At 67.4% G+C, this 26,162-nt stretch carries 25 protein-coding genes; 12 read left to right on the top strand and 13 right to left on the bottom strand.

Annotated features, from left to right (window positions below):
- Positions 1–20 precede the first annotated feature (20 nt).
- From IEY58_RS29735 to IEY58_RS29720, 4 genes are all read left to right on the top strand, one after another.
- Complete coding sequence (locus IEY58_RS29735) at positions 21–1,322, top strand: glycosyltransferase 87 family protein (protein WP_189051798.1); 1,302 nt, start codon at positions 21–23, stop codon at positions 1,320–1,322.
- Complete coding sequence (locus IEY58_RS29730) at positions 1,319–2,389, top strand: radical SAM protein (protein WP_189051797.1); 1,071 nt, start codon at positions 1,319–1,321, stop codon at positions 2,387–2,389. The genes IEY58_RS29735 and IEY58_RS29730 overlap by 4 nt, the downstream gene beginning before the upstream one ends.
- Positions 2,389–3,159 carry a glycosyltransferase family 2 protein gene (locus IEY58_RS29725; protein WP_229744055.1) on the top strand — a complete coding sequence of 257 codons (771 nt, stop codon included), beginning with the start codon at positions 2,389–2,391 and terminating at the stop codon, positions 3,157–3,159. Before IEY58_RS29730 ends, IEY58_RS29725 begins: the two co-directional genes overlap by 1 nt.
- A 194-nt stretch (positions 3,160–3,353) precedes the next feature.
- Entirely contained in the window at positions 3,354–3,998 is a 645-nt protein-coding gene (locus IEY58_RS29720) for a DoxX family protein (protein ID WP_189051796.1), read from the top strand.
- Positions 3,999–4,035: 37 nt separating this feature from the next.
- On the opposite strand, the gene IEY58_RS29715 is transcribed toward IEY58_RS29720, so the two are convergent.
- On the bottom strand, positions 4,036–4,449 hold the full coding sequence (locus IEY58_RS29715) for a cupin domain-containing protein (RefSeq protein WP_189051795.1): 414 nt from the start codon (positions 4,447–4,449) through the stop codon (positions 4,036–4,038).
- 110 nt (positions 4,450–4,559) lie between these two features.
- On the opposite strand from IEY58_RS29715, the gene IEY58_RS29710 reads away from it, so the two are divergent.
- Together IEY58_RS29710 and IEY58_RS29705 are read left to right on the top strand one after the other, a co-directional pair.
- Positions 4,560–5,705 carry an acyl-CoA dehydrogenase family protein gene (locus tag IEY58_RS29710; protein ID WP_189051794.1) on the top strand — a complete coding sequence of 382 codons (1,146 nt, stop codon included), beginning with the start codon at positions 4,560–4,562 and terminating at the stop codon, positions 5,703–5,705.
- Positions 5,706–5,745: 40 nt separating this feature from the next.
- Positions 5,746–6,585 (top strand): phosphate/phosphite/phosphonate ABC transporter substrate-binding protein, encoded by an 840-nt coding sequence (locus IEY58_RS29705; RefSeq protein ID WP_189051793.1) that lies wholly within the window; start codon positions 5,746–5,748, stop codon positions 6,583–6,585.
- Here IEY58_RS29705 and IEY58_RS29700 read toward each other — a convergent pair.
- From IEY58_RS29700 to IEY58_RS29660, 9 genes are all read right to left on the bottom strand, one after another.
- Positions 6,572–7,606 (bottom strand): Rv1681 family radical SAM protein, encoded by a 1,035-nt coding sequence (locus IEY58_RS29700; RefSeq protein WP_229744054.1) that lies wholly within the window; start codon positions 7,604–7,606, stop codon positions 6,572–6,574. The two genes, IEY58_RS29705 and IEY58_RS29700, sit on opposite strands and share 14 nt — an antisense overlap.
- Positions 7,607–7,634: 28 nt before the next feature.
- Positions 7,635–8,363 carry a hypothetical protein gene (locus IEY58_RS29695; protein ID WP_189051792.1) on the bottom strand — a complete coding sequence of 243 codons (729 nt, stop codon included), beginning with the start codon at positions 8,361–8,363 and terminating at the stop codon, positions 7,635–7,637.
- Between the two features lie 189 nt (positions 8,364–8,552).
- On the bottom strand, positions 8,553–9,098 hold the full coding sequence (locus IEY58_RS29690; protein ID WP_189051791.1) for a dihydrofolate reductase family protein: 546 nt from the start codon (positions 9,096–9,098) through the stop codon (positions 8,553–8,555).
- Positions 9,099–9,140: 42 nt separating this feature from the next.
- Positions 9,141–10,205, bottom strand: a complete 1,065-nt coding sequence (locus IEY58_RS29685) for an ABC transporter permease (RefSeq protein WP_189051790.1) — start codon at positions 10,203–10,205, stop codon at positions 9,141–9,143.
- Positions 10,202–11,776 (bottom strand): sugar ABC transporter ATP-binding protein, encoded by a 1,575-nt coding sequence (locus IEY58_RS29680; protein ID WP_189051789.1) that lies wholly within the window; start codon positions 11,774–11,776, stop codon positions 10,202–10,204. Before IEY58_RS29680 ends, IEY58_RS29685 begins: the two co-directional genes overlap by 4 nt.
- Complete coding sequence (locus tag IEY58_RS29675) at positions 11,776–12,435, bottom strand: DUF2291 family protein (protein WP_189051788.1); 660 nt, start codon at positions 12,433–12,435, stop codon at positions 11,776–11,778. The genes IEY58_RS29680 and IEY58_RS29675 overlap by 1 nt, the downstream gene beginning before the upstream one ends.
- 51 nt (positions 12,436–12,486) lie before the next feature.
- On the bottom strand, positions 12,487–13,428 hold the full coding sequence (locus tag IEY58_RS29670; RefSeq protein WP_189051787.1) for a D-ribose ABC transporter substrate-binding protein: 942 nt from the start codon (positions 13,426–13,428) through the stop codon (positions 12,487–12,489).
- Positions 13,429–13,588: 160 nt separating this feature from the next.
- Positions 13,589–14,971, bottom strand: a complete 1,383-nt coding sequence (locus tag IEY58_RS29665; protein WP_189051786.1) for a four-carbon acid sugar kinase family protein — start codon at positions 14,969–14,971, stop codon at positions 13,589–13,591.
- A gap of 3 nt (positions 14,972–14,974) precedes the next feature.
- Positions 14,975–16,225: a ribulose-bisphosphate carboxylase large subunit family protein gene (locus IEY58_RS29660; RefSeq protein ID WP_229744053.1), complete on the bottom strand. Its 1,251-nt coding sequence runs from the start codon at positions 16,223–16,225 to the stop codon at positions 14,975–14,977.
- Between the two features lie 128 nt (positions 16,226–16,353).
- On the opposite strand from IEY58_RS29660, the gene IEY58_RS29655 reads away from it, so the two are divergent.
- The 4 genes from IEY58_RS29655 (at position 16,354) to IEY58_RS29640 (ending at position 20,900) form a co-directional block, all read left to right on the top strand.
- The gene (locus tag IEY58_RS29655; protein WP_189051785.1) at positions 16,354–17,181 is read left to right on the top strand and encodes a phosphogluconate dehydrogenase C-terminal domain-containing protein; all 828 of its coding nucleotides are present in this window, start codon (positions 16,354–16,356) and stop codon (positions 17,179–17,181) included.
- Positions 17,182–17,189: 8 nt separating this feature from the next.
- A complete protein-coding gene (locus IEY58_RS29650; RefSeq protein WP_189051784.1) occupies positions 17,190–18,218 on the top strand; it encodes a Gfo/Idh/MocA family protein in 1,029 nt (342 codons plus the stop codon).
- Positions 18,215–20,113 (top strand): D-apionate lactonase, encoded by a 1,899-nt coding sequence (gene apnL, locus IEY58_RS29645; RefSeq protein WP_189051783.1) that lies wholly within the window; start codon positions 18,215–18,217, stop codon positions 20,111–20,113. Before IEY58_RS29650 ends, apnL begins: the two co-directional genes overlap by 4 nt.
- 70 nt (positions 20,114–20,183) lie before the next feature.
- The gene (locus IEY58_RS29640) at positions 20,184–20,900 is read left to right on the top strand and encodes a transcriptional regulator NanR (protein ID WP_189051782.1); all 717 of its coding nucleotides are present in this window, start codon (positions 20,184–20,186) and stop codon (positions 20,898–20,900) included.
- A gap of 87 nt (positions 20,901–20,987) precedes the next feature.
- On the opposite strand, the gene ppk2 is transcribed toward IEY58_RS29640, so the two are convergent.
- Together ppk2 and IEY58_RS29630 are read right to left on the bottom strand one after the other, a co-directional pair.
- Positions 20,988–21,905 (bottom strand): polyphosphate kinase 2, encoded by a 918-nt coding sequence (gene ppk2 / locus IEY58_RS29635; protein WP_189051781.1) that lies wholly within the window; start codon positions 21,903–21,905, stop codon positions 20,988–20,990.
- On the bottom strand, positions 21,902–22,879 hold the full coding sequence (locus IEY58_RS29630; RefSeq protein WP_189051780.1) for a DMT family transporter: 978 nt from the start codon (positions 22,877–22,879) through the stop codon (positions 21,902–21,904). Before IEY58_RS29630 ends, ppk2 begins: the two co-directional genes overlap by 4 nt.
- Positions 22,880–23,005: 126 nt before the next feature.
- Between IEY58_RS29630 and IEY58_RS29625 the strand changes: the two genes are divergently transcribed.
- Together IEY58_RS29625 and IEY58_RS29620 are read left to right on the top strand one after the other, a co-directional pair.
- On the top strand, positions 23,006–23,602 hold the full coding sequence (locus tag IEY58_RS29625) for a bifunctional transcriptional activator/DNA repair enzyme AdaA (protein WP_189051779.1): 597 nt from the start codon (positions 23,006–23,008) through the stop codon (positions 23,600–23,602).
- A gap of 314 nt (positions 23,603–23,916) precedes the next feature.
- The gene (locus IEY58_RS29620) at positions 23,917–25,614 is read left to right on the top strand and encodes an NAD-dependent malic enzyme (protein WP_189051778.1); all 1,698 of its coding nucleotides are present in this window, start codon (positions 23,917–23,919) and stop codon (positions 25,612–25,614) included.
- Between the two features lie 151 nt (positions 25,615–25,765).
- Here the strand turns inward: IEY58_RS29620 and IEY58_RS29615 are convergent, their stop codons facing one another.
- The gene (locus IEY58_RS29615; RefSeq protein WP_189051777.1) at positions 25,766–26,155 is read right to left on the bottom strand and encodes a hypothetical protein; all 390 of its coding nucleotides are present in this window, start codon (positions 26,153–26,155) and stop codon (positions 25,766–25,768) included.
- Positions 26,156–26,162 lie beyond the last annotated feature (7 nt).

Raw genomic sequence — 26,162 nt, 5'->3', positions numbered from 1 at the left:
GCGCGCCGCGAGCCCCCCTCATGGTCGTGATCGGCGCGCTGATGCTGATCCTGACCGGGGTTGGACTCTGGCTGCAGCATGAGGACGCAGAAGACGGATTCATCGTCCTCGCGCTGTTGCAAGGGGCGCTCTACCTGGTTGCCGTCGCCTTGACGTGGCGCGGCGGATTTTCGCGCCGCGGTCTTGTCGCAATCCTTGTGGTCGCGGTTGCGATGCGTGCCGGCGTCCTGCTGGCGCCGCCCTATCTCTCGGACGATATCTACCGCTACGTCTGGGATGGCCGGGTCCAGGCCGCAGGCATCAATCCCTACCGCTACATCCCGATCGATCCGCATCTGGCGGTGCTGCGGGACGATGCGATTTTTCCCAACATCAATCGCCGCACCTACGCGCCCACGATCTATCCACCGGTCGCCGAGGTCATCTATTTCATCGCCACCCGGCTTCACGACTCTGTCACCGGGATGAAGGCGACACTGGTCGGTCTCGAGCTGGCAGGCGTCGTGCTGTTGCTTCGCCTGCTGGCACTCCTGCGTCTGCCGCGCGAGCGGATCCTCGCCTACGCGTGGCATCCGCTGGCACTCTGGGAATTCGCCGGCAGCGGCCATATCGATGCCGCCGTCGTGTGCTTCGTCGCACTCGCCCTCTGGGCGCGGCGGCGCGGGCTGGCCTGGCTCACGGGCGGTGCTATCGCCGCCGCCGCGCTCGTGAAATTCTACCCGGCGATCCTGCTGCCGGCGCTCTATCGCCGCTGGGACTGGAAGCTGCTCGTAGCCGCCGCCGTGACGGCGATCGTCGCCTACCTGCCGTTCCTCGGCGCCGGCAGCGCGGTCTTGGGCTACCTGCCCGACTATGTGAAGGGCGAGGAACTGGTGAGTGGCTCCGGCTTCTTCTTGTGGAGCCTGGTCGAGCACGTGGCCCCATCGCTCCGTACACTGGGCGCTACGCCTTATCTGGCGCTTGCCGCCGCAGCTCTGCTGGCGCTCGCGATCGATGCCATCCGGAAAGACCGGGCCGCCGACCATTACATCGCCTCGGCGACCGGGTTGACCGTGGTCGCGATGGTCCTGCTCTCGCCGCACTATCCCTGGTACTTCGCGTGGCTGGTACCGTTCCTCTGTTTCGCGCCCCGCCCGTCGGTCCTCTATCTGACGGTCGCCTGTCCGCTGCTCTATTTCGTGCCGGGCGGAGCCGATCCCGAAGGCACTCGAGCGCTCTATGAAGCCGCGATCTACTGTCCCTTCGCGGCGCTCGCCTGCCTGGAACTGTGGCGACGCCGCGGCGCGCGCACCGGCGCAAGCTGGATCGGAGCGCAATCATGAGCGCGAATAGCACCACCGCCGGAGGGCGCGCGCCGAACCCGGCGCGATACTTCGAGCATATCGAAGAGACCCGTGGTCCGGTGGTGGAGCTCGAGCCGGTGTGCCTCTATCTCGAGACGACGAACCGCTGCAATCTGCTCTGCACCACCTGTCCCCGGACTTTTGAGGATCTCGAGCCGCCGGCCGACATGAGCTGGGAGCTCTTCACGGCGATCGTCGATCAGTTTCCGCGGATCGCGCGCGTGGTCCTCCATGGCGTCGGCGAGCCGATGATGGTGCGCGAGCTGCCGCGCATGATCCATTATCTCAAGGACCGCGGCACCTACGTGCTGTTCAACACGAACGGCACGCTGCTCACGAGCCGCAAGGGCAGGGCGCTCATCGATTCAGGACTGGACGAGCTCCGCGTCTCGCTCGACGCGGCCGAGCCCGGATCCTTCGAGCGGGTGCGCGGCCGCGACATGTTCGACCGGATCGTGCGCAATGTCCGCGCGTTCACCCGCCTGCAAGACGAGTTGAAGGCCCGGACGCCGCGGGTCTCGCTCTGGCTCACGGGGCTGAAGGAGACGCTCGCCGAGCTGCCGGCATTCGTGCGGCTCGCTGTCGAGATCGGCGTCCGCGAGGTCTATCTGCAGCGCCTCGTCTATTTCCCCGAAGGCCAGGGCTTGGCGCGGCCTGAATCGGCGTTGTTCGAGCGCCTCGATGCGGCGGAGGGCGCGCTCATCCGCGAGGCCGAGGAGCTCGCCCAGTCCCTCGGCATCACCTTCAACGCCTCGGGCGCCACCGAGCCCGGCACGAGCCTCAAGCGTGAGCGCGAGACCCAGCCCTGGTCGCTCTGCCGCCGCCCCTGGACGCTTATGTATTTCACTGCCCACGGCAAGGCGCTGCCCTGCTGCATCGCGCCCTTCTCGATGCGTGGCTACGAAAGCTTCACGCTCGGCGATGCCACCCAGCAGAGCCTGCGCGAAATCTGGAATGGCGAGCGCTATCAGGAATTCCGCCGCGCGCTGCTGAGCGACCGCCCGTCACCCGCCTGCGCGCGCTGCGGCCTGCGCTGGAGCCTGTGATGCCGGCGGCGGAACAAATGCTGAGCTCGGGCTCTGCCGCGCCGCCTCGGCGTCCGCGCGTCGCCGTGGTCATTCCGACGCTCGACGAGGAGGCGCCGATCGGCGAGGTGATCCGCGCCGTTCCGCGCGATGTCGTGGATGAAATCATCGTCGCCGACAGCGGCAGCCGGGACCGCACCGTCGAGCGGGCACGGGCTGCCGGCGCGCGCGTCGTCGAGGAGAGGCAGAAGGGCTATGGCCGGGCCTGCGCCGCCGGCGCACAGGCGGCCCGCGATTGCGACATTATTGTCTTCCTCGACGGCGACGGCAGCGACCGGCCGGAAGTCGTCCCGGTGCTGCTTGCGCCGATACTGGCGGGGACCCACGATTTCGTCATCGGATCCCGGACACGTGGCGAGCGGGAGCCCGGCAGCATGAATGCCTTGCAGATCGCAGCCGGCTACCTTGCGGGCGCGCTGACGCGGCTGCTCTACGGTGTCGCTTATACCGACATGTGCGCCTTTCGCGCGATCCGGCGGGATGTGCTCGATCGGCTCCGCATGCGCGAGATGACCTACGGCTGGAACCTGGAAATGCAGATGCGCGCCGCCCGGGCCGGCTTGCGCATCGTCGAGATCCCGGTGCCGCATCGCCGCCGCATCGGCGGTGCCTCCAAGGTGTCGGGTACCGTCATGGGGACGTTGAAAGCCGGCTTGCGCCTGGGTCTAGCCTTCGCGCGGGTCGCGTTCGAGCGGTCGGACCGGGCAAATCCGGCCAACGCGCGAGATTAGGCGCCCGAGCAGTCGGGCGCGGCATACACTTCGTTACACTTCTGACCGATCAGGACATATGCCGGATACGTCCTTCTGGTCCTATGCCGCCGTCATTGGTCTTCGGCACTTGGACCCCAGCGCCATCAAGTGTCTCGAAGGGCACGACACGATGGCCCAAATGCGCGAGACTGAGTTCGCGGAGGAGCAGACCCATGCCAAACCCGCTGTCCGATGTTCTGAATTTCCTGCTCGATCCGGCCTGGATGACCGGCGTGTTCTGGCTGTTGATCCTGGGCAGCTTCGCCATCGCGGCCTATGCCTGGGCCACCATCGAGGGCCAGCGCACGCCGCGCCATCTGGCCGATTGGATCTTGCGGTTTCTGATCGGTTCGATGTGGTGGCAGCAAACGCTGTGGAAGCTCCCGCCCTATTACACCGATCACCCGGACCAGCCGACCACGACCGGCCTCTATTACTGGATGACGACGTTGGGGAAATCAGCGTCGGTCCCGCTGCAGGGCGACTTCGTCAATAACATCGTCCTGCCGCACTTCTACCTGTTCGCGCCGATCGTCTACGTGCTTGAGGTGCTGACCGCCGTATCGCTCCTGCTCGGCCTCTTCGTCCGCTTCTGGGGCGCGATTGGCGCGCTGCAGGTGCTCAATCTGTGGCTCGGCCTCTACAATGCCTACGGCGAGTGGCCGTGGACCTATTTCTTCCTGCTCGTGCTGCAGCTGATCTTCACGTTCCACCAGTACGGCAGGAGCCTCGGGCTCGATGCGATCATCGTGGAGCGTTATGCGCGCGCGAACGGGCGTGGCGTCGTCTCCAACTTCGTGCTCCGCGCTCTCACCTAGCGCGATGAACCGGACCGGGACGCGGCGTGCCGCCCGTTCACTCGGGCGTCTCGACCACCAGCAGGACGAGCGGCTCCGCGCCAGGCGCCGTTTCGAAGCCATGGACCACATGCTTGGGCACGGTCAGGATATCCCCGACCTTGACCCGGCGCGATCGGCCGGCGAAGCGGAAGATGCCCTTGCCGCGCGCGACATAGATGCGATGGACCGTGTCTTCGTGCGTGTGAAGGCCGATCTTCCGCGCCACGACGATCTGCAACTCGCTGGCACCCACGTGCTGTGCTGCGACGATGTCGGCCGTGGCCCCTTCGGGCAACAGCGGCTTCTGCTTCAGCACGCTGTCGAGATCGGTGAAGGTGACCGCTTCCTCGGCGCGCGCAGCACCAACCAGCGCGCCGCTCGCCATCGCAAGAGCCAGCATGCCGCCGGCCATGAAGCGCCGCCCGTCCATCGCGCCCTCCTCTTGTCGCTCGTCATACCCCGTGCGATGCTCATGTTACGCCGCGAGCGCGGGCATCAGAGAAGGCGTTGCATCCTGCCTTCCAGCGATCCGAGGGCGTCATGAATCATGACACGGCGGTTTCGAGTGCCAAGGACATAGCTGATCGCGTGCTGGCTCCGGCAGCCCGGCAGAACGACAAGGAGGGCCGCTTCTCCGCCGAAGCGGTCGCAGCACTCGGCCAGGCCGGGCTGCTCGGACTGATGCTGCCCGGGGAGGTCGGCGGATCGGGCTTGGGACCACGGAGCTTCGCGGCCGTCATGGCGACGCTCGCCGAAGCGGACGCATCGGTCGCCATGGTCTATCTGATGCACGCGTGCGCGAGTGCGACCATCGCCGCGGCTCGGCCGGGCGCCGCGGTCGCGCCTGCCTTGAAGGAGATCGCCGCCGGGCGGCATCTCTCCACCCTGGCCTTCAGCGAGGCCGGGTCTCGCAGTCACTTCTGGGCCCCGATCTCGCGCGCCCGACGGAACGCCGCAGGGGTTCATCTCACCGCGCGAAAATCGTGGGTGACGAGTGCCGGCCAGGCCCAGAGCTACGTCGTCTCCTCGCTGGCGCCCGAAGGGCAGGACCCCACCCAGTCGACGCTCTACCTGGTTCCCGCGGACGCTCCCGGCCTCACGGTCGCGGGGCCCTGGGATGGTCTCGGCTTGCGCGCCAATGCCTCGGCGCCCATGGCGCTCGAGGACTGCACGGTCGCACCGGAGCATCAGCTGACGGAAGACGGCGCGGGCTTCCAGGCGATGCTTCAGGTCGTGCTGCCGCTGTTCAATCTCGGCAGCGCGGCCGTTGCCTTGGGCCTCTGCCGCGCGACTGTCTCTGGCACCACCAACCATCTGAAGACCGCCCGGTTCGAGCATCTGGGGCAGAGCCTCGGCGAGAGCCTGCCGACGCTCCGCGCCCAGTTGGCGGCGATGCAGATCGAGACCGCCGGCCTCGCCGCGCGCATCGACGGTGTCGTGGATCACCTGGAGCGGCCGCGGGACGACACGATGCTGCGCGTGCTCGAATGCAAGGCGGCGGCCGGCGACGCGGCGATCAGCGTCACCTCCACCGCGATGCGCGTCTGCGGCGGCGCCGCCTTCTCGAAGCACATGAGCATCGAACGACTGTTCCGGGATGCCCATGCCGGCGCGGTGATGGCGCCGACCGGGGACGTGCTGCGCGAGTTCATCGCGAAGGCGCTTCTGGGCATGCCGCTCTTCTGAGTGCTCTTACTATTTGATTCGAGCCAGCGGGAAGCGAGCCATGACGCGAACGATCTGGGTGGGGGCCGTCGCTTACGATCCAAAGGTGGTCACGATCTGGGAGGGAATGCGGCGCTACTTTCACGAGGAGGCGCGGCTCCCGGTCGAGGTCGTCCTGTTCCAGAGCTACGAAGCGCAGGTGGGGGCGCTCTTGGCTGAGCCCGTCGCGCCGGCGCCTCGTATCGACATCGCCTGGAACACGAATCTCGCCTATCTGCAGGCCGAGGCATGGAGCGAGCGCCGCTGCCGCCCGGTCGCGATGCGCGACACCGATCTCGGCTGGATGACCAAGATCGTCGCCGTCGCCGGCGGGCCGGTGTCGTCGCTTGCCGACCTCGAGAACCGCACGCTGGCACTCGGCAGCCGCGACAGCGGCCATGCCGCCATTCTGCCGGTTCACTTCCTCGAGCGCGCAGGCCTCATCGAGGGCCGCACCTATCGCACGCTCCGCTTCAACAGCGATCTGGGCAAGCATGGCGATACCGGAGCCAGCGAGGCGGAGGTGATCCGCGCGGTGCTTGACGGCAGCGCCGACGCGGGTGCCATCGGCAGCCCGTTCTGGCAGGCGCTACAGAGCGGCCGGCTGGTGCCCGAGGGCGCCCTGGTCGAGATCTGGACCTCCGAGCCCTACAACCACTGCATGTTCACGGCGCGACCGGATCTCGATCGATCCCTGGAACAGCGCTTCGCGCAGGCCCTCTCGCAGATGAGCTACGACAATCCCGATCACCGGGCCGTGCTCGAGGCCGAGGGGCTCAAGCGATGGCTGGTGCCCCACCTCGACGGCTACGACGCGCTCCGCCAAGCCGCGGCGCGCCAGGGGTTCTTCACGCGCAATTGAAGATGGTCGCCAGCCGGCGCCCATGGTCGGTCTCCCGCTCGAAAGCGTCGCGCACGGCGGCGAAGGCCCGTGCAAGCGGAAAGATCTCCGGCGTCAGGAACAGGTCGGCATCCTCGGCCCCGACCGGATGCCAGTAGATGCCTTCGGCGGTGATGGTGATCTCGGGCATCAGGTCCGCGCGTGCCAGCGCCAATCCCTCCGCCGCCGTGCCGCGCAGTGCGATACGGCGGATCACGCGATCTTCCTTGGCGATCTGCTCAGCGTCGAGGAAGCGGCGGAACTCCTCCGCCTCGGCATCCGTCGAGACGGTCGCCGCCAGGCGCACACGAAATCCGTCCGCCCGGGCGCGCTCGATGCCCTGCCAGGCGCGCGCCCAAGTGCCGGCGCCGCGATGGCGGTCGTGCCGCTCCGGCGTCGGGCTGTCGAGACTGATCTGCAGCGTCACGCGCTCGCGCGGCAAAGCCCGGAGCGTTTCGCGTCGCCGCCCGACCAGCAGCATCCCGTTCGTGAGCACGGTCGTGGGGGCCGCCGCTGCGCAAGCGGCCAGAATCTCGCCGATATCCGGCAGCAGAAACGGCTCGCCGCCGGTGACGAAGATTTCTCCGACGCCGAGTTCGGCAGCCTCCGCCGCGATCCGTTTCACCCGCTCGAGCCCGAGCGCCCGGCGCGGCGCCTTGGGCGAGGAGCGGACGCAGCAATAGTCGCAGCGCAGGTTGCAGTCGAAATTCGTATAGAGCCAGAGCCGCGATCCGATCGGGCGCACGCTCTCGGGCGGCGAGGGCGCCTCGCCGCACCGGACGACCCAGCGATGGCGCCCGGCCGCGACGTCCGTATCTACCAAGCTGTTACGGGTGAAGCGGCACCAGGTTTCGAGGTCGGTGCCCAGACTTGCCTCGCTGCCGACCACGGCGATGAGATCGCCCGGGCGCGCCTGGCGCAGGGCGGCAATCAGGTCCGGCAGCAGGCCGGAGGCAAAGGTCTTTGTCCCGGCATCGAGCTCGAAATCGGCCTTCATCGGCATGATCGACGCCTATCTCGCCGGCCGTTTGCTATTTCGCCTTCAGCCAAGTGTCCGACCCCACGAGCTTGATGGACACATCCGAAAAGCCGAATTGTAGCGGCTTGCCGTCCGCCGTCCCGCGACGGTCCGTTGAGACAAGGAGCGGGCCAGCCTTCTTGTAGCCGGCCCAGCTCGCTACGACGAGCTTCGGCGGATTGGCTCCGCCGCGATGATAGGCGAACGCTTTGACGCGGTTGTCGGGCCCGACGTAGAGATCCCAAGTATCTCCAGGCGTATAACCGCCGTCCGAGGCGTATTTCACGACGACCAGTTTCGCGGATCCCTTCCCGATGGGCAATTTCTGCATGCCCATGTCCTGCACATCGGCGCCGTCCCAATAAACATGCAAGGGGAATAGCAGATTATATTCGTCATTGACGAAGGCAGGCTCGATTTCGTCCTTCACATTGGCAGGCGCGCTGTCGAGCTGAGACCGGTCATAGGTCACCTTGACCGGCTTGCCGTCCTTGTCTTTGCCCTCGTAGGAGACCTGGTTCGTCTTGGGCTGCCAGACCCAGGAGCGGGAGATATTCACTCCCGGGAGCTTAAGGCCGAACGAATACCGGATCGCTTCAATTTTCTCAAAAGAATCAAGGCCATAGGCCTTGGCAATTTGTTCGGCGATGGTGGGGCGCGTCCCAGCCCAGGCGCTTGCCGGGAGGATCAGCGCCGCAAGAAACAGGCACCCGATCGTTGTGGCACGGCCGAAGTCTGTCATGGAGGTCCTCCTCAGCGTGGCTGCCGAGCGCTTCAATCCGGCGTCGTGATGGCCCCCCGCCGCAAGTGCGGCCCGGGACGGATAATACCACCAATGATCACATCGGTTCACTGATGCCGTTGCTCCGGCATTTCGGCGGCAGCCGCACAGAAGCCGTCCCGGCGATGACGGATCCGGCGGTGTGGCCGATCAGGCAGGGACGTACGCCAGCCTCACCGCGTCCTCGCCGACGGGCTCGGTCGCGACAAGGCGGAGCGGCGGCCGGGCATCGGCGAAGTACGGCTTGCCGCCGCCCAGCACGAACGGGCGGAGGTAGAGGCGATACTCGTCGATCAGGCCGAGGCCGGTAAGGCTTCCTGCGAGCTCCGGCCCGGCAACGTCGATGTCGCCCGCAACGTCTGCCTTCAGCCTGCGCGCGAACGCCCCGATGTCGTCGGCGACCAGCGTGGCGTTCGCGCCGACCGACTTCAGCGAGCGTGACGCGACCCATTTCGGCTGGGCCCGCCATGCCGCCGCGAAGTCGTGCTCGAGCGCGCCCCACTCGGGCCGATCCTCGTCCCAGTAGCGCATCACCTCGTAGATCCGACGGCCATAGAGACAGCCGGCCAGGCTGCGGACATGGTCGTTGAAGTGACGATGGAGTGCTGCGCCGGGTGGCGGCAGTTGCGGCCCGCCCGCCACGCCGGCGACGTAGCCGTCGAGGGACTGCATCATGCCGAAGATGAGCTTCCCCATGCCCTGATCCCTCCGCCGGTATCCGTCCGGCGAGGGTTGGCCTCAGCCGGCTTCCTGCGCCTGAACGGCGAGGCGTCGCTGGATTCGCTGCTGCAGCTGATCCAGCACCACGGCCGCGATGATCACGACGCCCTTGATGACCATCTGCCAGAACGAGCTCACGCCCAGCATCACGAGTCCGTCGCCCAGGATGCCGATGACGAACGCGCCGATGATCGTACCCCAGATGGTGCCGCGTCCACCCGCAAGCGAGGTGCCGCCGAGTACGGTCGCGGCGATCGCGTTCAACTCGAAACTTTCGCCGCTCGCCGGATGTGCCGCAACCAGTTCGGAAGCGACGATCAGGCCCGCGAGTGCCGCACAGGCGCCGGAGATCATGTAGACGGCAAGCTTCACGCGATGCACCGGCACACCGGACAGGAGGGCCGCCCGCTCGTTGCCGCCGACCGCATAGACCCGGCGCCCGAAGATCGTGCGGCCCGCCGCGTAGGCGGCGACCAGGCCGCTCGCGACCAGCAGCAGCACCGAGACCGGCACGCCGCCGACCATGCCCGCGCCGAGCAAGGGAAAGCCGGTGTTATGGAACGCGGGCCGGCCGACCAGATTGGCGAAGGTCTCGCCGTTGGAGAGCAGGAGTGCCGCACCGCGCGCGGCGTAGAGTGTGCCGAGCGTGGCGATGAACGGCGCCACGTTGAGCGCGGTCACCAGAAACCCGTTTATCGTGCCGACCAGGGTGCCGGCCGCGAGTGTCACGAGGATCACCGTCGGCACGTCCGGAAACAGCGTGACCTGCCAGGGTCCGAGCGGAATGCCGTAGTTGATCAGGCCGCCGGCGATCATGCCGGCCAGGCCGACGATCGAGCCGACCGACAGATCGATGCCGCCCGTCAGCACGACGAAGGTCATGCCGATCGCCAGGATCGCATTGATCGAGACATGTTTTGCCAAGAGGACGAGCGTGCCGACGTCGAGGAAGTTGGGCGTGGTCAGGCCGAAGAAGACGAGCACGGCGAAGAGCGCGATCAGGGTCCGGAAGCTCAGCAGAAGCAGCAGCGGCGATCTCGGCCGCCTCGGCTTCGCAGCGATGGCTGCCGCGTAGTCGCTCATCTGGCATCCTCCTCGCATCTGGCCTCGACGGCCGTCCGGTTGGCCGCGGCGACCAGCTGTTCCTCCGTCACCGTGGCGCGCGGGAAATCGCCCGTCACCCGCCCGTCCGCCATGACCAGGATGCGGTCCGCCATCGCCATCACCTCCTTGAGGTCCGAGGTCGCGAACACCACGCCCAGGCCATCGCGGGCGAGCCGGCGTACGGTTCTGAAGACCTCGGCCCGCGCGCCGACGTCGATGCCGCGGCTCGGCTCGTCGAGCAGCAAGACCTTGGGCTGGGTCAGCAAGGCCTTGCCGATCACCACCTTCTGCTGATTGCCGCCGCTGAGTGCCGTCACCTCGACCAGGGGTGAGGAGACCCGGATGAGCAGATCGCGAATGGTTTGCGTGACCGCGCTCCGCTCCTGCCCGGGGTCGATCGACGTGCCGCGCAGGAACCGGTGCAGGCTCGCCAGCGTGAGGTTCATGCCGACCGACAGGCACTGCACCAGCCCCTCGCGCTGGCGATCTTCCGGGACCAGGGCCAACCCGCGTCGGATACGCGCGGCGATCGGCAGACCGGCCAACTCCTCGCCGGCCAGCCGTACCCGGCCGACCGCGTCCGGTTGCGCGCCGATCAGGATCTCGAACAGTTCCGAGCGGCCGGCGCCGAGCAACCCGTAGAGCCCGACCACCTCGCCCGCCCGGAGCCGGAGCGAGACACGCTCGACGAAGAACCCGCCGTGGGGATTCCTCAGGCTGACCTCCTCGATTTCCAGGACCGGCGGGCCGAGTGGCAAGGGGTCGGCCTGCGGCTCGAACGCGGCGGCGCGACCGACCATCTCGGCGATCAGCCAGGGGATGTCGACGTCCCGCATCTCGGCACGCGCCTTGACCTGGCCGTCGCGCAGCACCGTCACCCGATCGCCGATGCGTACCACCTCGTCGAGCCGGTGGGAGATATAGACGATGCCGACGCCGGCGGCCTTCAGATCGCCGATGAGGCGGAACAGGATTTCCACCTCCGTCGCCGAGAGGGCGGAGGTCGGCTCGTCCATGATGAGGACGCGCACATTGCGCGCCAGCGCCTTGGCGATCTCGACGATCTGCTGCTCAGCGAGCCGGAGATCGCCGACCAGCGCCTCAGGATCGATGTCGTGCTCGAGCCGGCTGAGCAGCTTGCGCGCCTCCGCCACGTGGCGCTTCTTGTCGACATCGATGCCGAAACGAAGCGCCGGATGACCCAGGAAGATATTCTCCGCGACGCTCAGGTTCGGGCAGAGATTGAGCTCCTGGAAGATGATGCCGATGCCGAGCGCCGCGGCGTCGTTGACCGAGTCGAACGCGACTTCCCGCCCGTCCAGATAGAGCCGGCCGGAGCTTGGGCGCTCCGCACCGGCCAGGATCTTCATCAGGGTCGACTTGCCGGCGCCGTTCTCGCCGAGCAGCACGGTCACCGTGCCGGCGCACACCTCGAAGTCGACGCCCTGCAGCGCTGTGGTGCCGGGATAGGCCTTGCCGACCTGCTCGGCACGCAGGACGACATCGTCCTCGGCGGGCTCGTGGGGTTCCAGCTCGGGGGACGGGGCCATCACGGCGCGTCCGGCAGAAGCTGCAGCTGCACGGCTGTCACCTGCGGTGGTGCCGCCGTCATCATGCCGGCGAAGCGCACGCGCCGGCCGGGCACGAGGGCGGCCGCGTCGGGTCCGACACGGGCCGCCGCAGCGGCGCGATCGTTCAGTTCGTGCGACAGCTGGGCGAACTGGATCTGGTTGGCAACGCTGTCGAACGACAGGAACGGCAGGCCGTCGCGCAGCGCGGTCCCGTAGATGACCGGCCCGATCTGCAGGACCGCTTCATGGCCGGCCACGTCGACCGTCACGGTCGCATGCCGCAGCCCCGTGTCGGCCGCGACGATGCGTCCCTCGCCATGGACCGCGAACACCCAGGGCCCGTCGCTCGATCGGGCGCGGTAGCCGTAGCGCGGTCCCGCCTGGTCGGGCTGATCGGCGAGGGCGACCAACACAGGGGCGGCGTCGCCCGACTTGTCCTTGAGGTAGGGCAGGACACGCGCGTCCCAAATGGAGGCGACATAGGCCTTGGGCTCGAAGACCGGATTGCCGTTCGCGTCGGTCGTGGCGAGCTCACCATCCGGCACGACGGTGATGCCGCGCACGATGAAGGCGATGCAGGCGGCCGCGAGGCCCAGCCGCCACAGCCACCATCGCCGCCGACGTGCTACGTCCGGCATCGGCGTTCCGGGGATGGCGGCCGGCGGCGGAGGGAACGAGGCCGCCATGGGCTATTTGGCCAGGGCGAAGTTGTTCAGCTTCGCCGCGTTGGCCTTGGTGATGAGCACGCAGTCGACGAGCTGCTTCTCCGGTTTTCCGGTCGAGCCGGTGCGCAGATACTGGTCCGCCTCATCCACCGCCAGGATAGTGATCTGCGTGATCGGCTGCAGCACGGTCGCGGCGATCTTGCCGGACTGGACGGCATCGCGGGCATCATTGCTGCCGTCGAGCCCGACCACAATCACGCCGGTCTTGCCGGCCGCCTGCAGGGCGGCGGAGGCGCCCATCGCCATCGTGTCGTTGCCGGCGATGACGCCCTGCAGGTCGGGATGGGCCTGCAGGATCGACTCCATCTTGGCGTAGGCCTCGGTCTGGATCCAATTGGCGCTCTGCCGGTCGAGCATCTTCATGTCGGGATATTGGTCGAGCACGTCGTGGTAGCCCTTGGAGCGCACGCCGGCATTGAGGTCCGCCTCGCGGCCGACCAGCTCGACATAGCGCCCTTTCTCGCCCAGCACGCGCACGAACTCCTCGGCGCCGAGTGTGGCACCCTGGTAGTTGTTGGAGACGATCTGCGCCGTGGCGACGCCCGTCTTGTTGATCTCCCGATCGACGAGGAAGGACGGGATGCCGGCCTCTTTGGCCTTCTCCACGGCCGCGATGCTGGCGTCGGAGCCGGCATTGTCGAGGATGATCGCCGCCGCCTTGCGGGCGATCACCGTGTCGATCTGCTGGCTCTGCTTGTTGGCGTCGTCGTCGTGGGACAGCACCAGCGTGTCGTAGCCGAGGCGCTTCGCCTCAGCCTCGGCCGCGGCGGAGACCTGCACGAAATAGGGATTGTTGAGCGAAGCCGTGACGATGGCGATGAGCTTGCGGTCCGCCGCTCCGGCCGGACTACCGGACGTGACGGTCAAGCCTGCGACCGCCGCGGCGATCAGGAAAATCGACCTCATGACGCGCTTCCTCCCGTTCTCTTGGTTGTTATGCGAACGCAGTCAGCCCAAACGCAGTCAGTCTAGGCGATGAATATGTCATCACCTCATTATACCAGATGGTCACCGTAGCCTGCAGCTGCTGTCAAGAGCGCTCATGCAACCGGCGGATCCCATGGTGTTATCCGTCGTGCCCGCCTGCCTTGATCTGCAGGAAATAATCGGGAGCACCCATCTGGCCGCCCTTGAGTGCGATCTCGAGATCGACGAGGGCCGGATCGTCGCCATGGGCCTTGAACAGGGCGGCGCCGGGAACCGTCGGTGCCAGGGCGGTGAGGGCGTGAATGCCGAGCACGCTCGCGGCATGGCCGGACGTATCGCCCCCGGCGATGACGGCGCGTTTCAGCCGCGCGCAGCGGATCACGCGATCGAGCGCCGTGCCGAGGCCGCCGCCGATCCGCTCGTTGACGGCAACCGGGTCGGCGCCGGACGCGGCGAGCGCTTCGTTGAGCGCGCCGATCGCCGGGTCGTCCGGCCCGCGCGCGGTGAAGAGCAGGGGATCCCGCCCGGCCGACAGGGCATCCAGCGCCGCGGCGGCCAGACGCTCGATCTCGCCGGCCCAGGCGCGCGCGTCGATGGCGCGTGTCGCATCCACCGCCAGAGGCGCGAAGCCCTCAGCAAGCGCGCAGTCGATTTGCGCCGCCGTCTGCGGCGCGCAGGAGCCGGAGGCGACGGCGATCCGGGAAACGGCCCCGGCCGAGCGCCTGGGCGGTGGCGGTGCGATCAGGCCCTCGCGCCGCCAATAGGTTATGAGCGCATATTCCAGCCCTTGCGACCCGATCGCGAACAGGCGTCGGCCGCGGTTCTGCCAGACGACCTCGCCGACCGCCGCCAGATCTGCCTCGTCCAGGAGGTCGAGGGCCACGACCTCGGCACCGGCGGCGGTGGCTTCGGCCAGCGCCGCCGTCCCTCGGCCGGCCCTGAGCGCCGGGAGATCGATGAGGCCGATGCGCCGCTCGGTCTGGCGCGCCAGATGGCGGCGCACGTCCGCCTCATTCATGGGCGTCACCGGGTGGCGGCTCATCGTCGGATGGCGGTCGAGCCGATGAACCGTGCCGTCGGACGCGGCGGCGAACAGCGTGCCAAACGCCTGATAGCGGCCGATCGCCGGTGCCGCCACGACGAACGGATGCCAGGCGCCGCCCAGCATCGGGACGGCGAGGTCGATGGCTTGGCCGATCGAGCCGATATGAGGGGCGGAGTCCAGCGTGGAGCAGATCTTGTACTGCGCGATGGGCGCGCCGATGGCGGCGAGCGTGCGGAAGATCGGTGGGAGGGCGGCCGCCATCCAGGCCGGGTCCTTCGCGCGCGCGATGCCGGCGATGCCGATGCCGCGGTAGCCGGCAAACGCGGCGAGACGCTCTGGCGTCGGCGGCGCGAGGAACAGCACGGCGGGCACGCCGCCGAAGGTCAGCGCCTCCATGACGGCGGCAGCGCCGGTGAAATCGTCGCCGTACCAGGAGACGAGCGGGCCTTCCGGCAGCGGTATGGCGGGCAGCGGCATGGGTTACGCCCCGAGTGCTGCCGCGAGCGCCGGATGCGACGCCGCATAGTCGGCGAGCGGGACGCCCTCGACCGCGGCTTCCCAGGCTTCGCGCAGGCTCGCGACGCCGGCCGCCGGCCCATGCGGATGGGCCATGATGCCGCCGCCGGCGGCGAAGATCAGGTCGACCGATCCCAGCGCCCGGAACGTGTCCGGCGCTTGCCGTGCCGTCTGGCCGGACGAGAAGACGGGCATGATCGGTGCCGGCCGTTCGGCGGTGAGCGGTGCGAGGCACGCGCGTGCCGAGGCGATGACGGACGCGTCGTCCTCGGAAAACTTGTTGGCGAGGCCGTTCACATGGATATGGTCCGCCCCGGCCAGGCGCCAGAACTTGTGCCAGGCGGTGAACGTAAAGCCCAAGAGCGGGTGGCGTGAAAGATAGCCCCAGCCGTTGCGGTGCGCGTGCAAGGGCAGCTGGCTGTGGCGCCCGAGCGCGATCATGCCGGCAAGCCCGACCGAATTGACGCTGGCCATGACGCAGGTGCCACCGCAGGCGAGCACCAGATCGTGGCGCCGCCGCATCTCGTCCACCTCGCCCGTGAGGTTGAACGCGACCATGACCTTGCGGCCCCGGCGGTCGGCCACGTCATTGACGACGCGCATGACCGCGCGCACCCGCGCCTCGAACGGGCAGGCCGGGCCGTCGGCCTGCAGTTCGTCGTCCTTGATGAAATCGATGTCGGCCTCGGCCAGCACACGCACCAGGTCTGCCGTCTCCTCCGGTCCAAGACCGACGCTCGGCTTGATGATGGTGCCGATCAGCGGCCGGCCCTCGACGCCGGCCAGGCGCCGGGTGCCGGCGACGCCGAAGCGCGGGCCGGGGTAGGCGGCGGTGAAGCCGGGCGGCAGGCGCACGTCCAAGAGCTTGAGGCCGGACAATTGCCGGAGCTCGAACAGGTTGCCGGCGATCGTCGCCATGAGGTTGGGCAGCGACGGCCCGAAATTCGCGAGCGGCCAGGACAGGGTCAGGAGCGCGCGCTGGATGACCGCACCGGCGACCGGCCGGCCGGCACCGGGCAGGGCGGGTGCCTCGGCGGTCTCCAGGATCTGCATGGCCTCGACCCGTGCCGCCGCCCGTGCCTTGAGCTCAGGCGTTTCGCCCGGCACGGGGACGAAAGTGCCGGAAGACTGCTCGCCGGCGATCGCCTCGGCCGCGGCGCGCGGGTCATAGGCGGTCTCCATCAGATAATCGGCTTCGACGCGCTCGTCGGTCACGCCATTCCCCCCACTGTTCGTCAGGCCAACATGATCGACGGCTGTGATGTGATCATTGACTCATTATACCAGTGATTTTAGGCTGCCCGTCAATGAGGTGTCCCGACGAACCTGGGGAAGGAAAGCTGATGACGTCGATTGCGCTGTTCGGTGCCGGCGGCAAAATGGGGCAACGCCTGTCCCGCAATCTCAAATCCTCCCGTTTCGACGTGCGCCACGTCGAGGTGAGCGAGGCGGGACGGAACGCGCTGAAGGCGGCGCTCGACATCGACTGTGTTGCGCCCGAGCAGGCACTCGACGGGGCCGAGGCGGTGATCCTCGCCGTGCCGGACACGCTGATCGGCAAGGTCGCGGCCGGCATCGCGCCGCAGCTCAGGCCTGGCACGATGGTGATCGCCCTCGATGCGGCGGCGCCCTTCGCGGGTCATCTGCCCGCGCGGGACGACCTCGTCTATTTCATCACCCATCCCTGCCATCCGCCGATCTTCAACGACGAGACCGATCCGGAGGCGAAGCGGGACCATTTCGGCGGAGTCGCGGCCAAGCAGCATATCGTGAGCTCGCTGATGCAGGGGCCGGAGAGCGCCTATGCCTTGGGCGAGGAGATTGCCCGGGTGATCTGGGCGCCGGTCATGCGCTCGCACCGGGTCACGGTCGAGCAGATGGCCCTGCTCGAACCCGGCCTGTCGGAGACGGTCTGCGCCACGCTGCTCGTCGTCATGCGCGAGGCGCTGGACGAGACGGTGCGGCGCGGCGTGCCGCCCGAGGCGGCGCGGGACTTCCTCCTCGGCCACATGAACGTGCTGGGCGCCGTGATCTTCGGCGAACGCGAGGGCGTGTTCTCCGACGCCTGCAACAAGGCGATCGAGTTCGGCAAGCCGGCACTGATGCGGACCGACTGGAAGCGCGTGTTCGAACCCGAGGAGATCGCCGCCAGCATCCGCCGGATCACCTGAGGCGGCCGATGCTGCGCGGCGCCTTGATCGGCTGCGGCTTCTTCGCCGTCAATCAGCTCCATGCCTGGCGGGACGTGGCGGGCGCCCGGATCGTGGCCCTGTGCGACCGGGATGGCGAGCGCCTGCAGGGGGCCGGGCGCCGCTTCGGCATCGACCGGCTCTATGACGATGCGGCGGCGCTGTTCGCGGGCGAGCGGCTCGATTTCGTCGATATCGCAACCACCGTGCCGAGCCATCGGCCGCTCGTGGAACTCGCTGCCCGGCACAGCGTGCCGGTCATCTGCCAGAAGCCTCTGGCGGCGACGCTCGAGGATGCGGCAGCCATGACGGCCGCCTGCGCCGCTGCCGGCATTCCGATGATGGTGCACGAGAATTTCCGCTGGCAGACGCCCATCCAGGCGGTCGGCCGGATCATCGCGTCGGGCCGGATCGGCGAGGTGTTCTGGGGGCGCGTCTCGTTCCGCTCGGCCTATGACGTGTTCTCCGGGCAGCCCTATCTCGCGACCGGCGAGCGGTTCATCATCGAGGATCTGGGCATCCATATGCTCGATATTGCCCGCTTCCTGTTCGGCGAAGTCGACCGCCTGACCGCGCGCACTCGGCGCGTCAACCCGGCGATCCGTGGCGAGGATGTCGCCACGATCCTGCTGGGTCACAGCAGCGGTGCGACCTCGATCGTCGACTGCTCCTATGCGACCCGGCTCGAGACCGAGCCGTTCCCGGAAACCGTGATCGAGGTCGACGGCAGCCACGGCACGATCCGGCTGCAGCAGGGATATCGGATGATCGTCACCGACCGGTCGGGGACGGAGCGGTACGACGCCGCCCCGCGCCTGCTGCCGTGGGCGGAGCCGCCCTGGCATGCCATCCAGGAGAGCGTCCTCGCCATCCAGCAGCATTGGGCCGATTGCCTGCGTACCGGCCACGAGCCGGCGACGTCGGGACGCGACAACCTCAAGACGCTGGCGCTGGTCGACGCCGCCTATCGCAGTGCCGAGACCGGGTGGGCGATAACCCCGGAGCCGCCGGCACCATGACTACGCCCGCGGCTTTGCTGGCCTATTACGGCACGGACGAGCCGCCGGCGGAGCCCCGACTGCTCGCCGCCGGCTTGCTCAGCGCGAAACTGATCGACGGCAATCTCAGGGACATCCGCTATGGCGGCCGTGAGATCCTACGCGCCATCGCCTATGTCGTGCGCGACGAGGATTGGGGCACCTATCGGCCGGTGATCGAGGCTCTCGAGATCGACGAGCGTCCGGACGCATTCGCCGTCCGCTACCGTGCCCGCTGCGAGAGCCCGTCCGGCGCGCGCCTGAGCTATCGTACGTCGATCGCCGGCCGGGCCGACGGCAGCCTCGTCTTCGAGGTCGAGGCGACGCCGCTGACAGATTTCCCGACCAACCGCTGCGGCTTTACCGTGCTGCATCCGATCGTCGGGCTGGCGGGCACGCCGGTCGCGGTCGAGCATGTCGACGGCACGGTGACCGACGGCATGCTGCCTGACCTGATCGACCCGGCCCAGCCGTTCAAGGAGATCCGCGCGATCACCCATCAGGCTGGCACCGGCCTCACGGCGACCTGCCGGATGGAGGGCGACGTTTTCGAAATGGAGGACCAGAGAAACTGGTCGGATGCGTCCTACAAGACCTATGTCCGTCCGCTGGCACTGCCCTGGCCCTATGTTCTCCCGGCCGCCGGCGTGGCAGAGACCCAGCGGGTGTCCCTCGAAATTGCGGCTCCGGCTCCGGTGGAGGTCCGGCGGAGCGACGAGCGGCCGGTTGCCCTCTCGCTCGGGGCGCCCGAGGGGGCGATGCCGTGCATCGGCCTGGTGCTGACGCCCGAGGAGACCGCGCCGACGCTCGCCGCGTCCGAGCATCTGGCGGCCATCGCGCCCCAGACGCTGCTCTGCCATTTCGATCCGACCGCGGGGCACGGCGCGGCAGCGCTCGCGGGCTTCGCGGCGGTTGCGCAAGCCCATGCCGGGGAAATCGTTCTCGAATGCGTCTTGCCGTGCCGGATGGCGCCGGCGGAGGAACTGGCGAATATCGCAGCACTTGTGGATACGGCCGGGCTCCGCCTCGATGCGATCGCCGTCAGCCCGGCGGTCGATCGGCAGTCGACGCCGCCGGGCAGCCGTTGGCCCGCGTGCCCGCCGCTGGCGGAGATCTATCAGGCCGCACGCGCGGCCTTTCCCGGACTGCGCCTCGGCGGCGGCACCTTCGCCTATTTCACCGAGCTCAATCGCAAGCGCCCGCCGGTCGAACTCGTCGACTTCGTCACGCACTGCACCTGTCCGATCGTCCATGCCGCGGATGACGAGAGCGTCATGCAGTCGCTGGAGGCGCTGCCCTTCATCACGCGCTCCGTCAGGGCCATTGCTGGGGCCGGCAAGCCCTATCGCGTCGGGCCTTCGACCATCGCCATGCGGCACAACCCCTATGGCTCGCGCACCATGCCGAACCCGGACAGGCGCCGTGTCGCGATGGCCGACGCCGACCCGCGCCAGTCCGGCCTGTTCGGCGCCGCCTGGCTCGTCGGCTATGCCGCGCGCATGGCCGCCGCCGGGGTCGAAGCCCTGACCCTCGGTTCTTTGACGGGGCCGCGCGGCCTCCTGCAGGGCGACGGCAACGTCGTGCCCGCGTTTCACGTCGCGCGCGACCTGGCATCGCTCGCGAGTTGCCGCTACGTGCCCTGCCGGTCGGATCGGGAGGACGAGGTCCTGGCGTTCGCCGCCCGCTCGGCGCCGGGCGAAACGACGCTGCTCATCGCGAATTTGACGGCGGCGCAGCGCCGGATCGAACTTCCAGCGACTGTCGACCGGCCCTGGACGGTCGCGATGCTCGATGAGACGGGCTCGACGCCGACAACCTCATCGACTGGTACGCTGGTGCTCAAACCCTTCGCGGTGGCGCGGCTCGACCAACCCTGAGGCCCGCGTTCTTGGATGACGCGGTGCCGGCTTGGTATAGTGAGGTGATCAGCACCTGCGGAGCAATAAATTGTCCGATTCAGCCTCGCCGGAGACGATCGTCCGCCGGAAATTGTCGCACGAAGTGTTCGATCGCCTGAGAGCGATGATCACGTCAGGCGACCTGGCTCCGGGCGATGCCATGCCGTCCGAACGCGATCTGATGGACCGGTTCGGGGTCGGCAGGCCGGCGATTCGCGAGGCGATGCAGGCGCTCGCCAACATGGGCCTGATCACGATCACCCATGGCGAGCGGGCGCGTGTCCGGCTGCTGACGGCGAAGTCGATCTTCCAGCAGGTCGATCTGTCCGCCCACATGCTGCTGTCCGCCTCGCCGGACAGTCTCGAGCATCTGAAGCAGGCGCGCAGCTTCTTCGAACGCGGCATGGTGCGCGAGGCGGCGATGAAGGCGACCGAGGCGGATATCGAGCGCCTCGGGGAGGCGCTGGAGCGGCAGCGTGCCAGTGTCGAGGATGTCGCCGCCTTCGTCAGCGCCGACATGCGATTCCACACGTGCATCGCGGCAATCTCGCGCAATCCGATATTCGAAGCCGTGAGCGAGGCCATGCTGGGCTGGCTCAGGGAATATCGCACCGATCTGCTGATCTGGTCCGGCAAGCAGGATCGCACGCTCGCCGAGCATCAGGAAATCCTCGATCACATTCGCGAACATGATCCGGACGGCGCCGAAGCGGCCATGATCCGACACCTCGATCGATCGAGCGCCCTCTATTCCCATCGCGGATAGAGCATCCCGTCATCTCGCCCAACCGGGCGCGCGGTCGCCGCGCCCGGCTCTCATGTCCCCGGTTCTCGTGCCCCCGGTTCTCGTGTCTCAGTAGCGCTGGGGCACGAAAAGTTCGGGCGGCAGCGTATGGCGCTCGTAGTTCGGGTTGAACACCCGGTTCGGCAGCGCGACGGGCTCGTGCGGCACCTCCTCGTAGGGGATCACGGAGAGCAGGTGCGAGATAAGGTTGAGGCGCGCCCGCTTCTTGTCATTGCCTTGAACGATGAGCCAAGGCGCCTCGGGAATGTTCGTGCGTGCGAACATCTCCTCCTTGGCGATGGTGTACTGCTCCCATCGTATGCGGGACTGCAGGTCCATGGGCGAAAGTTTCCACTGCTTGATGGGGTCGTGGATGCGCGTGAGGAAGCGCAGTTGCTGCTCCTCGTCGGTGATGGAGAACCAGTACTTCACGAGGATGATGCCGGAGCGCACCAGCATGCGCTCGAACTCCGGCACGTCGCGGAAGAATTCCTCCACCTGGGCCTCGTTGGCGAAGCCCATGACGCGCTCGACGCCGGCGCGGTTGTACCAGCTGCGGTCGAACAGCACGATCTCGCCGGCGGCCGGCAGGTGCGGCACGTAGCGCTGGAAATACCACTGGGTCTTCTCGCGATCGCTGGGTGCCGGCAGCGCCACCACCCGGCAAATGCGCGGATTGACGCGCTGGGTGACGCGCTTGATGGCGCCGCCCTTGCCGGCGCTGTCGCGGCCCTCGAACAGGACCACCATCTTGAGGCCGTTATACTGCACCCAGTCCTGCAGCTTCACGAGCTCGCCCTGAAGGCGCATCAGCTCTTTGAAATAGGTGTGGCGGTCGATGGTGCTCTTCTCGTGCTTCTCGAGCAGGGCGCGCAGCTCGGGCGGCACCCGGGCGTCGTCGACCGCCTGCTCGAGTTCCTCGTCCATGTCGTCTTCAAGTTCGATCTCGAGCCAGCTGCGAGTCTCGGTCCGGTTCTGCTCAGTCATGGGTCAGCCTCCTGCTGCTCAAACGCTAACTCGGAAGCTTTTGCGATTTGGTGACAGCGGTCGGTGATCGGGCCGGTGACGGCGATGACGCCAAGCACGATGAGCAACATTCCGGCGAGCATCGACCAGGTGAAGCTCTCGCCGAGGAAGAGCACGCCGAGCGCCATGGCGAACCCCGCGCGAAGGTAGCTGCCGCTCGTCGTGCCGAGCGCGCCGAGCGTGCGGATCAGACGGAAATAGATCACCATCGCCAGTGCGGTGCAGACCACCGAAAGGACGAGCACGGCGACGATCGCCTCCGACGTCGGCGCGAGCGTCCAGGGCCGCTCGATGATGGCGGCCGCAGGCAACATCAGGGCGGCGGCTGAGCTCATGGCGCCGGCCGCCGTGACTGTGGCCGGAAGGCCGGCGAAGCGCCGCCCCCATAGGGGTGCCAGCGCATAGCAGAGGCTGGCGCCGAGCACCGCCACCTGCGCCAGCGGCGCCGCTGTGCCGACGCCCTTGAGTGCGGCGAAACCGATCGTCATGACCACGCCGGCGAGCCCGAGGCCGACGCCTGCGATCTTCCGTCCGTCGATGTGGCGGCGTCCGCGGGCGGTCATCATCGCGATCAGGAGCACGAACAGAGGCGGCGTCGCGTTCAGCACACCGGCAAGCCCGCTCGCGATATGCTTCTCGCCCCAGCTGATGAGCGTAAACGGCGCCGCACTCTGAAGCAGCCCCTGGACGGAGAAGGCCGCCCATGTCGCGCGCTCGCGCGGCAGGGGCAGCCCTTGCGCTCTTGCCATGACGATCAGCACGGTGGCAGCGATCGTCACGCGCACGGCGACGAGGGTAAGGGGCGGTACGGTGCCGATCGCTACCTTGATGAGCGTAAACGAGCCGCCCCAGATCAATGACAAGAGCATCAGAAGCCCGATTTCGAGCGTGAGGTTGGCGTGTCTGGACGCTGCCGGTGCTGCTTGCGGGCTCATGGATCCTCCGTCGGATCGAGAAGATGAACCACGGCATGCAGGCGGGCTCGCCGGAATCGGACCTTGTCGTCCGATAGTGTCCGATTCCGGCTACTCCCAGGGCGGCGCCGGAACTAGCATTTCGTCATGGCTACGGCTTCGACGCGCCCGCAGACGCTGCCGCCGCATCTCGATCGGGAGGCTTGCGACCGGGCACGGCTGGCGCGCGACCCTGCCTTCGACGGGCTTTTCTTCTCGGGCGTGCGTTCGACGCGCATCTATTGCCGCCCGATCTGTCCGGTTCGTCCGGCGCGCTCCGAGAACGTGACGTTCTATGCGACGGCCGCCGCGGCGGAGCGGGCGGGCTTTCGCCCCTGCCTCCGCTGTCGGCCGGAAACGGCGCCGGGATCGCCGGCCTGGATGGGAACTGCCACGACCGTGGCCCGCGGGATACGCATGATCGAGGATGGTTTTCTCGATCGGGCGTCCGTGACGGATCTTTCGGACGCGCTGGGCGTCGGACCGCGCCATCTGCACCGCCTGTTCCTGCGTCATGCCGGCGCGAGCCCGAGCGAAATCGCCGCAACGCGGCGCGTGCAGCAGGCGAAGCGCCTGATCGACGAGACCGACATGGCGCTGGCGGAAATCGCCTTCGCGGCCGGGTTCGGCAGCGTCCGCCGGTTCAACGATGCCTTTCTGGCCACTTACAAGCGGCCGCCCTCGTCATTCCGTCTTTCGAAATAGCGCGCCTGCAGTTCGAGCGACAGTCTTCGCCGGCTCAACCTCCGCACCCTTGAGAAGCGAGGTCGGATACCCCACCACCTCGAAACGGAGGAGAGTCACATGTCGACGCAGATCACGACCGGCGACGCGATATGCCGCGATCCCTGGCTCCCCCGAGCCGATGGGCGTGTGCCTCCGCCGGGGGAGATGTCGAGCAATGCTTTCAACAGAAGCTTCAGCCAGTGAGTGCCCTGCCCAAGACGACGGCAGGTAGCCGTTGCCATCGGCTCGTCTGCCATCCGTTCGTCTTGACGTGTCTATGAAGGAAAAGTCCCATGAGTGAGTCACCTGATCTCGTTTCGCCGGTCGAAACGGACCTGTCCGGTTTCGATCTGGTCAACAAGCCCATGCTCAACAAGGGCACCGCGTTCACCGATGTGGAACGCGACACGTTCCATCTGCATGGCTTGTTGCCGCCGCACGTCGGCACGCTTGAGGAGCAGGTCGAACGCCGGTGGAAAGTCCTGTGCGCTTTCGCCACCGATTTCGAGCGCTATGCCTTCTTGCGCGATTTGCAGGACACCAACGAAACGCTGTTCTATGCCGTGCTCGCTCGCGATCTCGAGCAGACGCTGCCGCTGGTCTATACGCCGACTGTCGGCGAAGGCTGCCAGCGCTTCAGTGAGATCTGGCGCAAGCCGCGCGGCGTCTTCATCAGCTATCCGAACAAGCACCGCATCCGGGAGATCCTGGCCGACGCCCGTTTCGATCGGGTGCGCATCATCGTCGTCAGCGATGGCGAGCGTATCCTCGGCCTTGGCGACCAGGGCGCCGGCGGCATGGGCATCTCCATCGGCAAGCTCGCGCTCTACACGGCCTGCGCCGGCATCCATCCGGACGAGACGCTGCCGGTCCTGCTCGATGTCGGCACGAACAACCAGGAACGGCTCAACGACCCGCTCTATGTCGGCTGGCGGCACGAGCGCATCCGCGGCGACGAGTACGATGCGTTCATCGAGGAATTCGTCACCGCCGTGACGGAGCGCTGGCCCGACGTGCTGCTCCATTGGGAGGATTTCGCCGGCTCCAACGCCGCCCGCCTGCTCGCGCGCTATCGCGACCGGCTGTGCACCTTCAACGACGATATCCAGGGCACCGCCGCCATCGCCGCGAGCACGCTGCTCGCCGCGGTCAACGTGACGGGCGTGCCGCTGACCGAGCAGCGCATCGCCGTGCTGGGCGCGGGCTCGGCCGGCTGCGGCATCGCCTCCCTCCTGCTCCAGGCGATGATCGACGCCGGTGCGAGCGAAGCGGACGCGCGTAGCCGCTTCTTCCTGGTCGACCGCTATGGCCTGTTGGTCGAGGGCATGGCGGACATCACGCCGGCGCAGCAGCCGTTCCTCAAGCGCCCGGCCGACGTCGAGGGCTGGCAACTGCAGAAGCCCGGCACGGTCGGACTGTTCGACGTGGCGACCAACGCGCGGCCGACCGTGCTGATCGGCGTGTCCGGCCAAGGCGGCGCCTTCACCGAGCCGGTCGTGCGCGCCATGGCCGAGGCGGTCGAGCGGCCGGTGATCTTTCCGCTGTCCAACCCGACCTCGCGCTCGGAAGCGACGCCGGAGCAGCTCATGACCTGGACCGGCGGCCGCGCGCTCATCGGCACCGGCAGCCCGTTCCCGCCGCTGCAGTGGAACGGCCGGGCCGCCAAGGTCAACCAGACGAACAATTCCTACATCTTCCCGGGCATCGGCCTGGGTGTGCTGGCCGCGGGTGCCAGGCGCATCACCGACGCCATGTTCATGGTGGCCGGCAAGAAGGTGGCCGAGCTGTCGCCCACCGTCACCGACAAGGAAGGCCAGCTGCTGCCGCCGGTGACCGAGCTCCGCTCGGTCGCGATCGCGGTTGCTCAGGTCGTGGCGCGCCAGGCCCAGGCCGACGGTGTGGCGGACCCGTGCGACGCGGCGACGCTCGACACCCGCATCGCGGCCCGGGTCTGGGAACCGAAGTACCGGCCCTATCGAAAGGTCGGCTGAAAGCCAGGTCTGGGCGGCGCCGATGCGGGCGCCACCCAGACCGGGAGCCCACGCGTTGATCCTGCCTCTAAGCCCAATCGGGTCCTGGCTCGTGAACCGCCCGATATCCAGATCGTAGTGCCGGAACCTATGGCAGTTTTTCAACAGTCTGTTAGATATCTATCTGAGTCTCGCTGCCATCAAATATCATATGAAAATACTTATTAATAGAATCTACGTTTTCTTTTGATGGTTCAAATTCAATTATTATCTCATCGACACCAACATATGTTCTCTTTCTCTCGTTAATCTTTATCTTGATAAAATTATCCTTCAGTTCAATGGAAGCTATCGCAGAAGAACTCTCAATTTCAGACAAATTCGTCTGAATCCCAATCGGCCCCTCGCCCTCGGAATAATTCTCTTCCTCATCATCGAAACGTGTGATGATGGTATACGCCTTTGGCGCATAATCATCATCGCCGAATCCTACCGTGATAACATCATCTTCGACATAACAGCGGACTACATTTGCAAAGAATTTAAGGATTTTAGCCATCATGCGCCTC

Source organism: Aliidongia dinghuensis, assembly GCF_014643535.1.
Classification (GTDB): domain Bacteria; phylum Pseudomonadota; class Alphaproteobacteria; order ATCC43930; family CGMCC-115725; genus Aliidongia; species Aliidongia dinghuensis.
Note: the sequence above shows the minus strand (reverse complement) of the source record. Positions and strands in the feature narration are given on the sequence as shown.

Coding starts and splice junctions, on each gene's coding strand:
- IEY58_RS29675 (WP_189051788.1), bottom strand. CDS start 12,435: ATGCCGGACGTAGCACGTCGGCGGCGATGGTGGCTGTGGCGGCTGGGC.
- IEY58_RS29625 (WP_189051779.1), top strand. CDS start 23,006: ATGGCTACGGCTTCGACGCGCCCGCAGACGCTGCCGCCGCATCTCGAT.
- IEY58_RS29725 (WP_229744055.1), top strand. CDS start 2,389: ATGCCGGCGGCGGAACAAATGCTGAGCTCGGGCTCTGCCGCGCCGCCT.
- IEY58_RS29720 (WP_189051796.1), top strand. CDS start 3,354: ATGCCAAACCCGCTGTCCGATGTTCTGAATTTCCTGCTCGATCCGGCC.
- IEY58_RS29700 (WP_229744054.1), bottom strand. CDS start 7,606: ATGCCGATGAAGGCCGATTTCGAGCTCGATGCCGGGACAAAGACCTTT.
- IEY58_RS29630 (WP_189051780.1), bottom strand. CDS start 22,879: ATGAGCCCGCAAGCAGCACCGGCAGCGTCCAGACACGCCAACCTCACG.
- IEY58_RS29690 (WP_189051791.1), bottom strand. CDS start 9,098: ATGGGGAAGCTCATCTTCGGCATGATGCAGTCCCTCGACGGCTACGTC.
- IEY58_RS29710 (WP_189051794.1), top strand. CDS start 4,560: ATGAATCATGACACGGCGGTTTCGAGTGCCAAGGACATAGCTGATCGC.
- IEY58_RS29735 (WP_189051798.1), top strand. CDS start 21: ATGGTCGTGATCGGCGCGCTGATGCTGATCCTGACCGGGGTTGGACTC.
- IEY58_RS29620 (WP_189051778.1), top strand. CDS start 23,917: ATGAGTGAGTCACCTGATCTCGTTTCGCCGGTCGAAACGGACCTGTCC.
- IEY58_RS29655 (WP_189051785.1), top strand. CDS start 16,354: ATGACGTCGATTGCGCTGTTCGGTGCCGGCGGCAAAATGGGGCAACGC.
- ppk2 (WP_189051781.1), bottom strand. CDS start 21,905: ATGACTGAGCAGAACCGGACCGAGACTCGCAGCTGGCTCGAGATCGAA.
- IEY58_RS29715 (WP_189051795.1), bottom strand. CDS start 4,449: ATGGACGGGCGGCGCTTCATGGCCGGCGGCATGCTGGCTCTTGCGATG.
- IEY58_RS29730 (WP_189051797.1), top strand. CDS start 1,319: ATGAGCGCGAATAGCACCACCGCCGGAGGGCGCGCGCCGAACCCGGCG.
- apnL (WP_189051783.1), top strand. CDS start 18,215: ATGACTACGCCCGCGGCTTTGCTGGCCTATTACGGCACGGACGAGCCG.
- IEY58_RS29615 (WP_189051777.1), bottom strand. CDS start 26,155: ATGATGGCTAAAATCCTTAAATTCTTTGCAAATGTAGTCCGCTGTTAT.
- IEY58_RS29705 (WP_189051793.1), top strand. CDS start 5,746: ATGACGCGAACGATCTGGGTGGGGGCCGTCGCTTACGATCCAAAGGTG.
- IEY58_RS29685 (WP_189051790.1), bottom strand. CDS start 10,205: ATGAGCGACTACGCGGCAGCCATCGCTGCGAAGCCGAGGCGGCCGAGA.
- IEY58_RS29650 (WP_189051784.1), top strand. CDS start 17,190: ATGCTGCGCGGCGCCTTGATCGGCTGCGGCTTCTTCGCCGTCAATCAG.
- IEY58_RS29695 (WP_189051792.1), bottom strand. CDS start 8,363: ATGACAGACTTCGGCCGTGCCACAACGATCGGGTGCCTGTTTCTTGCG.
- IEY58_RS29670 (WP_189051787.1), bottom strand. CDS start 13,428: ATGAGGTCGATTTTCCTGATCGCCGCGGCGGTCGCAGGCTTGACCGTC.
- IEY58_RS29680 (WP_189051789.1), bottom strand. CDS start 11,776: ATGGCCCCGTCCCCCGAGCTGGAACCCCACGAGCCCGCCGAGGACGAT.
- IEY58_RS29665 (WP_189051786.1), bottom strand. CDS start 14,971: ATGCCGCTGCCCGCCATACCGCTGCCGGAAGGCCCGCTCGTCTCCTGG.